Annotated in this window: 14 protein-coding genes; 8 read left to right on the top strand and 6 right to left on the bottom strand. The window is 53.6% G+C overall.

The features are described from left to right. Positions 1-253: 253 nt before the first annotated feature. A complete protein-coding gene (ndk, locus tag J4E05_RS04615; protein ID WP_085595220.1) occupies positions 254-676 on the top strand; it encodes a nucleoside-diphosphate kinase in 423 nt (140 codons plus the stop codon). A gap of 181 nt (positions 677-857) precedes the next feature. Here the strand turns inward: ndk and J4E05_RS04610 are convergent, their stop codons facing one another. From J4E05_RS04610 to purM, 6 genes are all read right to left on the bottom strand, one after another. After that, on the bottom strand, positions 858-2,564 hold the full coding sequence (locus J4E05_RS04610) for a methyl-accepting chemotaxis protein (RefSeq protein ID WP_349592806.1): 1,707 nt from the start codon (positions 2,562-2,564) through the stop codon (positions 858-860). A gap of 263 nt (positions 2,565-2,827) precedes the next feature. Continuing rightward, a complete protein-coding gene (locus J4E05_RS04605; protein ID WP_139835666.1) occupies positions 2,828-2,962 on the bottom strand; it encodes an aa3-type cytochrome c oxidase subunit IV in 135 nt (44 codons plus the stop codon). 313 nt (positions 2,963-3,275) lie between these two features. Next, a complete protein-coding gene (locus J4E05_RS04600) occupies positions 3,276-3,461 on the bottom strand; it encodes an aa3-type cytochrome c oxidase subunit IV (RefSeq protein ID WP_168184950.1) in 186 nt (61 codons plus the stop codon). A gap of 15 nt (positions 3,462-3,476) precedes the next feature. After that, positions 3,477-3,683 carry a hypothetical protein gene (locus J4E05_RS04595; RefSeq protein WP_349592802.1) on the bottom strand — a complete coding sequence of 69 codons (207 nt, stop codon included), beginning with the start codon at positions 3,681-3,683 and terminating at the stop codon, positions 3,477-3,479. Then, positions 3,680-4,354: a phosphoribosylglycinamide formyltransferase gene (gene purN, locus J4E05_RS04590; RefSeq protein ID WP_349592799.1), complete on the bottom strand. Its 675-nt coding sequence runs from the start codon at positions 4,352-4,354 to the stop codon at positions 3,680-3,682. The genes J4E05_RS04595 and purN overlap by 4 nt, the downstream gene beginning before the upstream one ends. Next, positions 4,342-5,415, bottom strand: a complete 1,074-nt coding sequence (gene purM / locus J4E05_RS04585; protein ID WP_349592796.1) for a phosphoribosylformylglycinamidine cyclo-ligase — start codon at positions 5,413-5,415, stop codon at positions 4,342-4,344. The genes purN and purM overlap by 13 nt, the downstream gene beginning before the upstream one ends. Positions 5,416-5,709: 294 nt before the next feature. Between purM and J4E05_RS04580 the strand changes: the two genes are divergently transcribed. The 7 genes from J4E05_RS04580 (at position 5,710) to rnd (ending at position 13,130) form a co-directional block, all read left to right on the top strand. Further along, on the top strand, positions 5,710-6,843 hold the full coding sequence (locus J4E05_RS04580; RefSeq protein ID WP_246833035.1) for a DUF2066 domain-containing protein: 1,134 nt from the start codon (positions 5,710-5,712) through the stop codon (positions 6,841-6,843). Between the two features lie 229 nt (positions 6,844-7,072). Beyond that, positions 7,073-8,305, top strand: a complete 1,233-nt coding sequence (locus J4E05_RS04575) for an AI-2E family transporter (RefSeq protein WP_349592793.1) — start codon at positions 7,073-7,075, stop codon at positions 8,303-8,305. Between the two features lie 19 nt (positions 8,306-8,324). Continuing rightward, positions 8,325-9,017, top strand: a complete 693-nt coding sequence (locus J4E05_RS04570) for an HdaA/DnaA family protein (protein ID WP_349592790.1) — start codon at positions 8,325-8,327, stop codon at positions 9,015-9,017. Between the two features lie 223 nt (positions 9,018-9,240). Continuing rightward, positions 9,241-9,768, top strand: coding sequence for an ATP-dependent zinc protease family protein (locus tag J4E05_RS04565; RefSeq protein ID WP_349592788.1), 528 nt, complete (start codon positions 9,241-9,243; stop codon positions 9,766-9,768). Positions 9,769-9,832: 64 nt separating this feature from the next. Next, on the top strand, positions 9,833-10,738 hold the full coding sequence (rimK, locus tag J4E05_RS04560) for a 30S ribosomal protein S6--L-glutamate ligase (protein WP_085593724.1): 906 nt from the start codon (positions 9,833-9,835) through the stop codon (positions 10,736-10,738). 4 nt (positions 10,739-10,742) lie between these two features. Next, a complete protein-coding gene (locus J4E05_RS04555; protein ID WP_349592784.1) occupies positions 10,743-11,819 on the top strand; it encodes a succinylglutamate desuccinylase/aspartoacylase family protein in 1,077 nt (358 codons plus the stop codon). Between the two features lie 75 nt (positions 11,820-11,894). Then, positions 11,895-13,130, top strand: coding sequence for a ribonuclease D (gene rnd, locus J4E05_RS04550; protein ID WP_349592781.1), 1,236 nt, complete (start codon positions 11,895-11,897; stop codon positions 13,128-13,130). Positions 13,131-13,228 lie beyond the last annotated feature (98 nt).

The following is a 13,228-nucleotide window of genomic DNA, read 5'->3' as shown; positions in this document are numbered from 1 at the left end:
GGCCGCGATACGCAAGGATTCTTGAAAATGTCATCCAGGGTATTCGGGTAGATTTAATATTCGGGCAAGGTACTGGAACTGCCCGTTTTTTGCCCTGTTGGTATCACTATAAGGGTGATTTTAGCCCGATGCGCGAAACGCAGGGCTGAAATGCGAATGGTTAACTATGTGTTGCGTTGCGCGAAAAGGCCGTTTATATAGCGCCAACCTGTCTTGGGGGTAATGAATTTTTACAAGTAGCTAGGTGAAACCAATGGCTATCGAATATACTTTTTCCATCATTAAGCCTGACGCAACCCGTCGCAACCTGACCGGCAAGATCAATGCAGTGATCGAAGAAGCTGGTCTGCGTGTTGTTGCTCAGAAACGTGCTCGTCTCACCCGTGAACAGGCTGAAGGTTTTTATGCCGTTCACAAGGAACGTTCGTTCTTCGGCGAACTGGTGGACTTCATGGTTTCCGGCCCCGTCGTTCTCCAGGTTCTGGAAGGCGAAAATGCCGTTGCAAAATATCGCGAAGTAATGGGCGCAACCAATCCGGCAAATGCCGATGAGGGCACCATTCGCAAGCTGTTTGCTGAATCGATCGAAGCAAATTCGGTCCACGGTTCAGATTCGCTTGAAAACGCAGCTATCGAAATTGCTTATTTCTTCGCCCAGACCGACATCGTTGGTTAATCGCGGCGGACCGCGTTTTCGCGGTTAAGTGATTTAAAAAGCGCCTCGTACCTTGTGTACGGGGCGTTTTTTGTTGTCTGTCGTCATTTACGGTCTGTACCCGATGCCCTGCTGATTATGTGCGAGGGGATAGTGGCAGGTGCGTTAACCGACCGGAGCAGCGGGATTGAGCCTGTGGGCGTTAATTACGAACCTTGCCAAAGAAACCGTCGACCGATGCCCGTAGCGACTGAGCGCTGGCGGTTAGTTGATGTGCGGCGGCTGCGAGTTCGCTTGCGGTAAGTTGGCTGTCGGAAACCGCAGTTTTGATTGTTCCGGCCTTTTGTGCGGCTTGATAAGTGCCATCAGATGCGTTTTGCACATTTTGGGCAATGTCGCGGGTGGCATCGGCCTGCTGGCTCATGGCGATGGCGATAGAGGACGAAATATCGTCCATGTTGGAAATGATCCGCGAAATTTCCTCGATCGCGGTAACGGATTCCCGCGTGGCCGTTTGAATATCGCCAATCTGTTTGCTGATTTCCTCGGTTGCGCGGGCGGTTTGGGTGGCCAGGTTTTTTACCTCGGATGCAACAACGGCAAATCCCTTGCCCGCATCGCCCGCCCGGGCGGCCTCGATGGTGGCGTTTAGCGCCAAAAGGTTGGTTTGATTGGCGATATCGGAAATTAGGCCCAGAACCTCGCCAATATGTGCAGCCGAGTTGGCCAGCCCGGCGACCAGCTGGTTGGTGTGATCTGCCTGTGACACAGCCTGTCGGGCAATTTCGGATGATGTATTGGCCTGCTGGGTAATGTCGCGAATGGAATGGGTCAGTTCCTCGGCGGCGGCGGCAACGGTTTCAACGCTGCCATTGGCATTTGAAGATGCGTGATTGACCTCTTCGGCCATTGCCATGTTTGCCTTGCCGTTTTGGGTCAGCGCGCCGGATGTCTGGTCTATTTTGCTGGCGGCGGCTGAAACACTGGAAACCACAGTGGCAATTTCGCGATCGAACTGGCTGATGGCATCGTTACGTTTTTCATTGGCGCGATTAAGCTGCTCCTGGTTTTTGGTTTTTTCCTGCGACAGTTGTTCTGTGTGTTCCATGTTGCGTTGAAAAACCTGAACAGACCGGGCCATGTCGCCAATTTCGTCAATGTCATCGGTATAGGGGATGGAGGTGTTTGCATTCCCCGCCGCCAGGGTTTTCATGTTGCTTGATAATTGATCAATCCGCCGGGAAATGTTTTTGCGCGCATGGATCGAAAACAGGGCAGCAACCACAAAGCCGGCTATGGTAATCACAATCATCGTCAAGACAGATATTTGAACACGGTCGTGCAAATTCTCGACCCCGGCATCCATGTCATCATGGATCAATTCTTCGGCTTCGTCGGCCAGTTCAATGAAATGGTCAAACGAAGTATCGAATTTTTCATCGGCACTGCTGCCAGCGGTAAGATTGGTGCTGTTACCCTGTTGCTGTTTGGCATCGTATCGTTGATGGGCACTGGCGGTAAATTCGGCAACAGATGATTTCACTTCGATCATCTTGTTTTGCACACCGGCGTTTTGGCTGGCGACAAAGGTGCCTTCGTCATTTTGTCCGCCCGAAATGATGGCATCGACATACCATGCACATTCCGCCAGCAGGTCCCATACTTCCTGGATATCCTCGCTGCCGTCACCTGACATTATTTCTTCGAAAACAAGGTGGGCACGGGTTGCCGTCAGCTTGATTTCCATTGCCGCATCACCAAGCGGTGCCAGTTCGACCGCCACCTTGTCGGCTTCCTTGCCCATGCCAAGGGTGAAAATTACCCCGGCGCTGCCGGTAACTGCGGTGATGACCGCCATAATAATAAAGGCAAACAACAGGCGCTGGCTGATATTTTTGTTGAATGGCATTGTGACGGTCCCCGAATGCGAATGTGTTTCTATACATTGGGGGGCCGGCCCGCTGTTCAATGACCGAAATTTTCAATTGCACCATTTAAGGGCATAAACAGGCTTTGAAACATATTTTTATCGCAAACTATTTGCCGCAAATGTGCTTTTGATCCCGATATTTCAGTCTGCGAATGCTTAAAAACAGGTTCGGGCGGGTGGTAAGGGGCACCCGCCCGAACCTGTAATCGATATATCATGTATATTTCCCGGGGTGTTTCCGGCTACAGGAAAAAAATCATCAGAAGCAGTAACGTTGCTGCTGCCGCCAGCACGTTGGTAAAAAGAAACCAGACAAAGTTGTGCCAGGTCTTTTCGTGTTCCTGAACCAGATTAGGGTCGTATCCGCTACCTTGCATGTCATCCTCCGTAAAGAATGGTGTCGCAGTTGGTTACTTTGGATGTAACCGGTTTTTGATGGTTTTATTAAGCAACACCAGCGGGGTGAATTTGTGCCGGGAATGTAACTATTTAATGGCGAGAAAACCTTTGGAATTAATGCAAATATTGAAGTTTTCCGGCATGAGAAATGACGTTTTCCGGGCCTTGTTGCCTGGCGAAAGCTGGTGATTTCGGGCATAAAAAAAACCGCCCGATAATATGGGCGGTTTGATTAGTTTCAGGCGTGCGTGAAGCACAGCACAAAAAGCCAATATGATTAATTGACTGAAATTACAGTAAAAAAAGTGCCATCAAAACCACAAGAGCAATGACGCTGCCGGTCGAATATTTTACAAAGCGGGTATAACCGGCATAGATGTCTTTGTGGGTGTTGGTCAGTTCGTAATCGTTTCCCTGCACAGGGGCCTCCATTTTATAAAAGGGCACGGCCAGAACAATGTGGCACCAAACTGCCATAATGTAATTCATGCATCATGGCGAAACCGAAAAACCTCCAACTAAAATTCGGTGGCAGATTGTTCTGGAGTCTTTCTTGTTATAAACGGCTGCTGCATCGCGTGCAAGACGGGTTTTTATCGCCCAATTCAACCATTTGCGTAAAACGCGATGGTTGAATTGGGTTTGGCAGCAGGCATAAATCAAAGCTGGCACCACCATTGACGCCAGCGGTGCTTTCATCCCTGTCGGGTGACCGGGTTGATTTGGGCAAAATCCGGGCTGTGCGAATCGCGAACGGTAACCCGGCCATCATCGCCAACAACCACCCGGTTTTCCGCAATCCAGCGGATCACTTGCGGGTAAATCCGGTGTTCCTGGCGCAAAATGCGCTGGCCAAGGCTCTGGGCGTCGTCATCGGCCAATACCGGGACAACAGCCTGGGCAATGATGGGGCCGGCATCCATTTCGGGCACGACAAAATGCACCGTGCAGCCGGAATATTTAACCCCGGCGGCAATGGTTTGTTCGTGGGCATGAAGGCCCTTAAACGATGGCAGCAGGGACGGATGAATATTGATCAGCCGTCCTTCCCAGCGTTTGACAAAACTTTCGCTAACCAATCGCAAATACCCGGCCAGCACCACCAGATCCGCCCCGCTTTGCGCAATCAGTTCGCTTACCGCATGGTCATAGGCTTCGCGTCCGCCGGGATAACCCTTATGGGCCAGGCTTTTGGCCTCGATCCCGGCGTTACGGGCGCGGTCCAGCCCTTTGGCATCGGGCTGGTTGGAAAAAACCAGCACGATTTCCGCCGGATAATCGGCGCTATTGCAGGCATCAATGATGGCCTGCAAATTGCTGCCGCTGCCCGAAACCAGAACCGCCAGTTTCAGCCGGTTTACTTTTCCCATGCCCGGCCCATGTTTTTAATGATCACCTGGGGGCCATCGCCTGCGCGCGGGCCGATGGTGCCAATCTGGCTGACGGTTTCGCCATGTTCGCGAAAAAGGGCCTCGGCTTCGTCGGCTTTGTCTGCCGGAACGACAACACACATGCCGATGCCGCAGTTAAAGGTGCGGGCCATTTCAACTGACGGAATGCCGCCTTCTTTGGCCAGCCACTTGAAAATCGGCAGGAAATCCCAGCAATCGGCATCGAAAACGGCCGTCGCATTTTCGGGCAGAACACGCGGGACATTTTCGGTCAGGCCGCCGCCGGTAATATGGGCAAAGGCCTTTACATAACCGGCCTTATGGGCGGCAAGGCAGCTTTTGACGTAAATTCTGGTCGGTTCAAGCAAGGCCTCGCCAACCTTTGTGCCCGGTGCAAACGGGGCGTCATCGTCATAGGCAAGGCCTGCTTTTTCAACAACCTTGCGGACCAGCGAATAACCGTTGGAATGCACACCACTGGATGCCAGGCCCAAAATAACATCGCCTTCGGCAACGTTGCTGCCATCAAGCAGGTCGCCGCGTTCAGCCGCACCCACGGCAAAACCGGCCAGATCATATTCGCCATCGGCATACATGCCCGGCATTTCGGCGGTTTCGCCACCGATCAATGCACAACCGGCCTGTTTGCAACCTTCGGCGATACCGGCAACCACATCGGTTGCTTTATCGACCGCCAGTTTGCCGGTGGCGAAATAATCCAGAAACAACAGTGGCTCGGCACCCTGAACAACAAGGTCGTTCACGCTCATGGCAACCAGGTCAATACCAACGGTATCGTGCTTGTCGGCCAGAAAGGCGACTTTCAGCTTGGTGCCGACGCCATCGGTGCACGAAACCAGCACCGGGTCGTTGTAACCGGCGGCTTTAAGGTCGAAAAGTGCGCCGAATCCACCCAGTCCGCCGGAAACACCGGAACGGCTGGTGGCCTTGGCCAATGGTTTAATTGCATCGACAAGGGCGTTACCGGCATCAATATCAACGCCGGAGTCCTTATAGGTGAGGCCGTTGCGGGCGGTCATGGGCGATCCTCGCACTCACTGAATTTAAAAGGGAAAGCGGATAAGCCCGCGTTTATCATCGTCACCCCGGCAGTGATAACATGGTAGCGATGATAAACGCGGACTTGATAAATTCCGCTGGCCCGAAAATACTCAAACCCGTGATGAATGCAATGATCTGCTGTGCATGGGAGACTTTTCTTTCCGTCATGCGTTACCTATGCAACAAGGTCTTTGTGAAGCCGCGCTGGTAAAAGGCACAGGCAAACCATTTTCAGGGGCCTGAACCATGACAAAACGGGCAAAGAGGCAAACGTGCTGGATCGATTAAAACCAATTCATCTGCTGGCCGGAATGATCGCCGGAATTCTGGTTCTGGTTACAGCGGCGGCAACGCCTGCTGTTGCGCAGGATTTGTATACTGTTAGCGGCGTTCATGTGGATGAACGCGCCGATAGTGCAACCAAAGCCCGCGATGTGGCGTTGGCAAGCGGGCAGCGTGCCGCATTTTCGCGCCTGATCAACCGGTTAACGGTTTCAGACGGCGGGGCAGGTGTTGCTACACCCGATCAACGTACGATTACCAATATGGTGCGTGATTTTGGCGTGTCGAACGAAAAAACCTCGTCGGTGCGCTATATCGCCGACATGACCGTGCGCTTTAAGGCCGACCAGGTGCGGGCATTCTTGCGTAATCGCAATGTGCCCTTTGCCGAAACGACGGCCCGCAAGGTTCTGATTTTGCCGGTATATTCTGATCAGGGATACACGAACCTGTGGGACGACCCCAACCCGTGGCGCGATGCCTGGAACCAGGTAAGCAACAATAGCGGACTGGTGCCTGTAACACTTGCTGTGGGGGATCTGGGCGATATCGGTACGGTTTCGGTGGAACAGGCCCAAGGGGGTGACCAGGCGGCAATTGACAAAATCGGCCAGCGTTACGGGGCCAATGTTGCCGTTGCAGATGCGACCATGAGCGGAAGTGGCAATGGCCAGGCAGTGGACGTGTCGGTGACGCGATATGATGCTGGCGGGGCGCCGCAGGTTTTCGGTGTGCATGAAAGTCAGGCTGAGGGCGAGTCGGTTTCGGCAATGCTGCAACGGGCCGCCGCCGACGTGCGCGCCCGGCTGGAAAGCAGCTGGAAGCAGGCCAGTATGATTGATTACAGCGCCAGCGGCGAATTAATGCTGTTTGTACCAATTACCAGCATGGATGACTGGGCCGGTATTGAAAGCCGCCTTGAGAACCTGCCGGTGATTAAACTGATGCGGGTCGTGGCGATGTCGCGGCGCGAAGTACAGGTTGATGTTGAATTTGCCGGGACTCCGGACCAGTTCCGTGTTGCGTTGGCACAACAAAACCTTGATTTGCAGCAAATTGACCAATTGTGGTTTGTTGAGCCATCGGGCAGTGACCGGCTGGCTAAATTGATGGGCAATCCCTAAGCCGGGGCAATTTGGCTTTGTTGTTGATGCGGCAATGATATAAGGCAGCATCAACCAGCCCGGTTGGACCGGGAAAATTTAACGGGCGCACGGCCATGGGACGTGTGCCCGTCTGTTTGCGATGCAACATTGTGTTATGATGGTGCTGCAAATATCTATCGTCGCCGCCAAATGGGGGCACAGGGATGGCTGTTGCCATTGAACGTCGCAGGGAAGACAGGAAACTGACATGACGATCCGCGATCAGATGCGTTTCTGGTTTTTTGCCCTTGGGGCGTTCTTTTTTCTGGTGTGGTTATTTTCCGGTATTTTATTGCCGTTTGTCGCGGGAATGGCGATTGCCTATTTTCTTGATCCGCTGGCAGATAAACTCGAGGCGCGCGGCCTTAGCCGCACGGTGGCAACGGCGATTATCACAGCGCTGTTCTTTTTATTCCTTGTTTTTGTGTTGCTGTTGATCGTGCCGCTTATCGGCAGTCAGCTTGCCGGGTTCCTGGAACGCCTGCCGGGTTATATTTCTGATCTGCGGACGCAGGCGGGGCCTTATATTCAGCATATCGCCGACAAAATTGCCCCTGAGACGCTTAATAGCGTTGGCGAATCGATCAAGGGGCAAACGGCCAATGCCATTAAATGGGCCGGTAACATTCTGGGCAACCTTTTGACAGGAAGCCTGGCGCTGTTGAATTTCCTGAGTTTGGTTTTCATTACGCCGGTGGTTTCGTTTTATCTGCTGCGCGACTGGGACAAAATTGTTGCCAAGATTGATAGCTGGTTGCCGCGCCGGCTGGCGGGCGATATTCGCCAATGCGCGCGCGATATTGATCTTACCCTTGCCGGGTTTGTACGTGGGCAATCCACGGTCTGCTTGTTGCTGGGCCTGTTTTATGGCGTAGGGCTAACCCTGGTAGGGTTGGAATTCGGGTTTCTGATTGGCCTGATGACCGGTATTTTGTCGTTTGTCCCTTATTTTGGCATGCTGGTTGGCTTTGCCGTGGGGCTGGGTGTGGCGATTGCCCAGTTTGGCCTTGGGCTGGATGTGGTGTTTGTCGTTGGTGTGTTTTTGCTGGGCCAGTTAATGGAAGGCAACTTCCTGACACCGAAACTGGTTGGCGATAAAGTTGGCCTGCATGCCGTTTGGGTGATGTTTGCCCTGTTGGCTGGTGGCGCGGTGTTCGGGTTGCTAGGGGTGATGCTGGCGGTGCCGGTTGCTGCCGCGATTGGTGTGCTGGTGCGATATGGCCTGGCGCAATATCTCGATAGCCGCCTGTATGATCATGCGCCACATCCGATTGCCGCCGGGGCGGGAACCGGTGTTGACGGTAACGGTGAAGTAAACGTTATTGCCACCCGGCAGGAAGGCACTGCATCGCCGGATACGAATGCGCACGTCAAAACGCCGCCGCCTGCATCTGCACCCGATACACCTAAAAATGACACGACCGAAGACCCCCGCGGATGATGAAATTGAAACACAAACAATGACTGCACCGACGATGGAACCCGTAATGCCGCAGCAATTGCCCCTGGCGCTGGAAATGCGCCCGGCCTTGGCACGGGCGGATTTTATGGTGACCAATTGCAACCGCGAGGCTGTTGCCTGGATAGACCGTTGGCCAGCCTGGCCGGTACCGGCCCTGTGTTTGTATGGCCCGGCCGGGTCCGGGAAAAGCCACCTGGCCGAGGTGTGGCGGGCGCTGTCCGGGGCATCAAGTGTCGCCGGGGCGGACCTGATCGGGGCTAACCCCGATAAATTGCTGGGCGATGATACCGGGCTTGTCATTGAAGATGCCGATATGGCCCTGGATGAAACGGTGTGTTTTCATCTGTATAATATGTTGAAAGAACGCAACGGGCACTTGTTGCTGACAGCACAACAGCCGCCCTCGCGCTGGAATGTAAAACTGGCCGATTTGCGGTCCCGTCTGGGGGCGGCGCTGGTGTGTGAAATATCCCCGCCCGATGATGATTTGCTGGTAGGATTGCTGATAAAGCTGTTTGCAGATCGTCAGATTGCACCGGCCCCGCAAATTGTCGCCTATATCGTGCCGCGTATTGAGCGTTCCTTTGCGGCCCTAACCCAGCTTGTCGCGGCAATTGACCGCCGCGCCCTTGCCGAAAAGCGCGCCGTTACCCTGCCACTGGTGCGTGCCGTGATGGAAGATAACCCATAGCCGGCCAATGGTCGCCCGGGGGCAAAAGGACAACGGCATAATCCATTGTTGGAACCGTGTGGTGTCGCAGGCGTTTACCAGTCACCAAGGGATGGGGATGAAACAGCGCGTCCTTGTATTACGTGGTTGCCATGCCAAAGTGGAGAAACTCTGTGTTTTGCAATAGGTAGCTGAAACTGTTGGCGCTATACAGGGTATTCCAATAACAGGCAGGAACAGTTGTGTGATCGAAAAACGCAATGTCGTGAAAAAATCCCTTAAATCGCAAACCGATGCCCTGGTGGCGGGTGGTCATGTGTTAGGGTGGCGGGAATGGATCGGGTTGCCAGATTTTGGCGTGCCCCTGATCAAGGCAAAGGTTGATACCGGGGCGCGGACATCATCAATCCATGCGACCCATATCGAAGTTGTTGAAATTGATCATAAAAAATTCGTCAAATTTGTCTTGCCCCATTACCGTGGTGACGGGCATGGTCGGGTAAACTGCCAGGCGCCTTTATTGGCTATTCGCCACATTCGCAGTTCCAACGGCAAACAGGATGAACGCTATATTGTTGCCACCCATATTGCGGTTGGTCACCATCGGGTGAAGGTGGAAATATCGCTGGCGAACCGGTCGTTAATGGGTTTTCCGATGTTGCTGGGGCGCACAGCGATCAAGGCCGGAAGATTTTTGGTTCAACCGGCAAAATCTTATCTGGCGGGAAAGCCGGAACACGTTTATATGGCCGAACAATCGGTCGGTGAATAACGCTCGCCTGTGTTGCGGTGTTGTTGGCGTTCCACATAGTTTTGCTTTAACGGGAGTCCATTTTATGAAAATCGCGATGCTTGCACGCAACGCCAATCTGTACTCCCACAAGCGGCTGGTGGAGGCCGCCGAGGCACGCGGCCACCAGATTGATGTGATCAACACCCTGCGGGTGACGATGAACATCACATCGATGAAACCAGAAATTTATTATGGCGGTGAAAAGCTGAGCGGTTATGACGCGGTTATTCCGCGTATCGGTGTGTCGGTGACGTTTTTTGGTCTGGCGGTGTTGCGCCAGTTTGAAATGATGGGCGTTTATCCGCTCAATGAATCGGTTGCCATTGGCCGGTCGCGCGATAAATTGCGTTCGTTGCAAATTCTGGCGCGCCGGGGCATTGGCCTGCCGGTTACCGCCTTTGCCCACGACCCGCGCAAAACCGACGAGGTTTTGTCGATTGTGGGCGGAGCGCCTGTGGTGATCAAACTTCTGGAAGGTACCCAAGGCATTGGTGTGGTTTTGGGCGAAACCGAAAAATCCGCCAAATCCGTGATCGAGGCCTTTCGAGGGGCCAATGTTGACATCATGGTGCAGGAATTCATCAAGGAAGCGGGTAATTCCGATATTCGCTGTTTTGTTGTTGGCGGCAAAGTGGTTGCCAGCATGGAACGAACCGGCGCACCGGGTGATTTCCGATCCAACATCCATCGGGGGGGATCGGCCAAGTCCATACGTATTACCCCGCAGGAACGTGCAACAGCCGTTGAAGCCGCCAAGGCAATGGGGCTTAATGTGTGCGGTGTGGACATTTTGCGTTCCAACCACGGGCCGGTTGTGATGGAAGTAAATTCCTCGCCGGGGCTGGAAGGCATCGAAGGGGCAACCGGAAAAGATATTGCCGCCATGATTATTGAATTCATGGAGCGCGACTATCGGCCCGGTAAGGTAAAGACAAAAGGCAAAGGATAACAAGTTGCTGGAATACGACGAAACGGTGGCGCAGCAGCGCCGGAAAAATTCCGACTTTGAACTTGGAAACAAAAAAGTCGCACCCGGCACCCGTCAGCTTGTTGATATTCCAATTTCACTTTTATCGAACCATACCCCGGTTAATTTGACGGTAAATGTCGTGCATGGCAAACGACCGGGGCCGACCCTTTTTGTCAGTGCAGCTGTGCATGGCGACGAAATTGTCGGTGTTGAGGTTATTCGCCGGGTTTTAAAATCGCCGGTATTGCGCCATTTGCGCGGCACATTGCTGGCGGTGCCGGTGGTGAATGCATTTGGGTTTTTAAACCACACCCGTTACCTGCCTGACCGGCGCGATCTTAATCGTTGCTTTCCGGGTAGTGCCCATGGCTCGCTTGCCGGGCAGCTTGCCCATCTGTTTTTGAAAGAAGTTGTCGAACGGTCCGATTTCGGGATTGATTTGCACACCGCTGCCGCGAACCGCGTGAATTTGCCCCAGGTGCGGGTGAATGAAGGCGATGATCATATCATGTCCTATGCCGAATCGTTTGGTGCGCCGATTATCCTGACATCACCCTTGCGCGAAGGGTCCTTGCGCCAGGCGGGCAAGGATATTGGCGTGCCGATTCTGCTTTATGAAGCGGGCGAGGGGCTTCGTTTTGACGAAATGGCCATTCGGGCCGGGGTTTCGGGTGTTTTACGTGTGATGCGTGAATTGGGCATGGTGGCCGCACGGTCGGTGCGTGCGCCGCGTTTGCCATCGTTTAAATCATCGGGTAGCCAATGGTTGCGCGCCCCGGTTGGCGGGTTGTTGCGAACGTTTAAGCTGGCGGGTGATTTTGTGCGGGCAGGCGATGTTGTTGCCGCAGTGTCCGACCCGTTTGGCCAGACTGACACCGAGGTGCTGGCCCGGCAGGATGGCCTGATCATCGGGCGGACCAATTTGCCGATTGTTAATCAGGGTGATGCGCTGTTTCATGTGGCATCGATCAAGCGTCCGGCGGAATTGCAGGAACGGCTTGATGCCATTGAAACCCATCTTCAGTCTGATCCGCTGCTTGATGAAGATGAAATTATCTAGGTCCATTGACCATTTTCCGTATGATAACGGGCAAGCCACTGGCGAACTTTGCCGGGCAATGTTATAGCAGGGTTCATGGAAACGATTACAAAAACAGAAGACCTTCGCGTGCTGTGCGACAGGCTGCGGCAATTTGATTATGTTACGGTCGATACCGAATTTATGCGGGATTCGACCTATTGGCCGCAACTGTGCCTGGTTCAGGTATGCAGCCCCGAATTTACCGATACCGGTGCCGCGATTGACCCGCTGGCCGATGGCATTGATTTAACGCCTTTGTTTGATCTGATGCAGGATGAAAGCGTGATCAAGGTTTTTCACGCGGCCCGGCAGGATATTGAAATATTTGTTCATCTAAACGGCAAGGTGCCGCACCCGGTGTTTGATACCCAGGTTGCCGCCATGGTTTTGGGCTATGGGGACCAGGTTGGTTATGAAACGCTGGTGAACAAGGTTGCTCGTAAAAACATCGACAAGTCGATGCGCTTTACCGATTGGTCGCGCCGCCCGTTATCGTCAAAGCAGCTTAGCTATGCGATTTCGGATGTGACGCATTTGCGCACCATTTATGAAAACTTCCACGAACGCTTGGCGGCCAATGACCGCGCACCGTGGCTGTTTGAAGAAATGGAACGCCTGACCGACCCTGGCATTTATACCATCGACCCGGCACAGGCATGGCTGCGGCTAAAAACCCGGTCCAACAGCCCGAAATTTCTGGCAGTTGCCAGGGCATTGGGCGAATGGCGCGAAACCGAAGCCCAACGCAAAAACCTGCCGCGTAACCGGGTTTTGCGCGACGATACCTTGCTTGATATTGCGGCCCGTCAGCCGCAAAACGAAAATGATCTTGATAAAACCCGGGGTGTTGGCCGCAATTTTGGTGCCAGCAAACAGGGGCAGGCAATTATCGATGCGATAAAGGCCGCCCTTGCCGAGCCGCAGGAAAGCTGGCCCGTGCCCAAGGTTCGCACTGAATTGCCCGCCGGAATTGGCCCAACGGTGGAATTGCTCAAGGTATTGCTAAAGCTGTGCAGTGAAGAAAAAGGTGTGGCGCAGCGTTTGGTCGCATCAAGCGATGATTTACAAAACATTGCTGCGGACGATAACGCCGATGTTGCCGCCTTGCATGGTTGGCGCCGCGAACTTTTTGGCCAATACGCCCTTCGTCTGAAGCATGGGCAGATTGCCTTGAAGCTTGAAAACGGTGAAGTTGCCCTGGTTGAACTTGAAGCGGCATCTGATACGCCACCCAGGCAGGATGCCAAAACAGAAGCCGTTGCGGAAATTGGTGTGGACGCCGACGTCTGAGCCGGATCGGTGTGCGCGCAAACATTTAAAACCCCGCCAATTCACAATTGAATGGCGGGGTTTTGTTATTTGGGTGTTTTACAAGGGTGGCAGGTGTG

The organism is Thalassospira sp. NFXS8 (genome assembly GCF_040148805.1).
Lineage (GTDB): Bacteria > Pseudomonadota > Alphaproteobacteria > Rhodospirillales > Thalassospiraceae > Thalassospira.
This window is presented reverse-complemented; position numbering and strand designations above follow the sequence as displayed.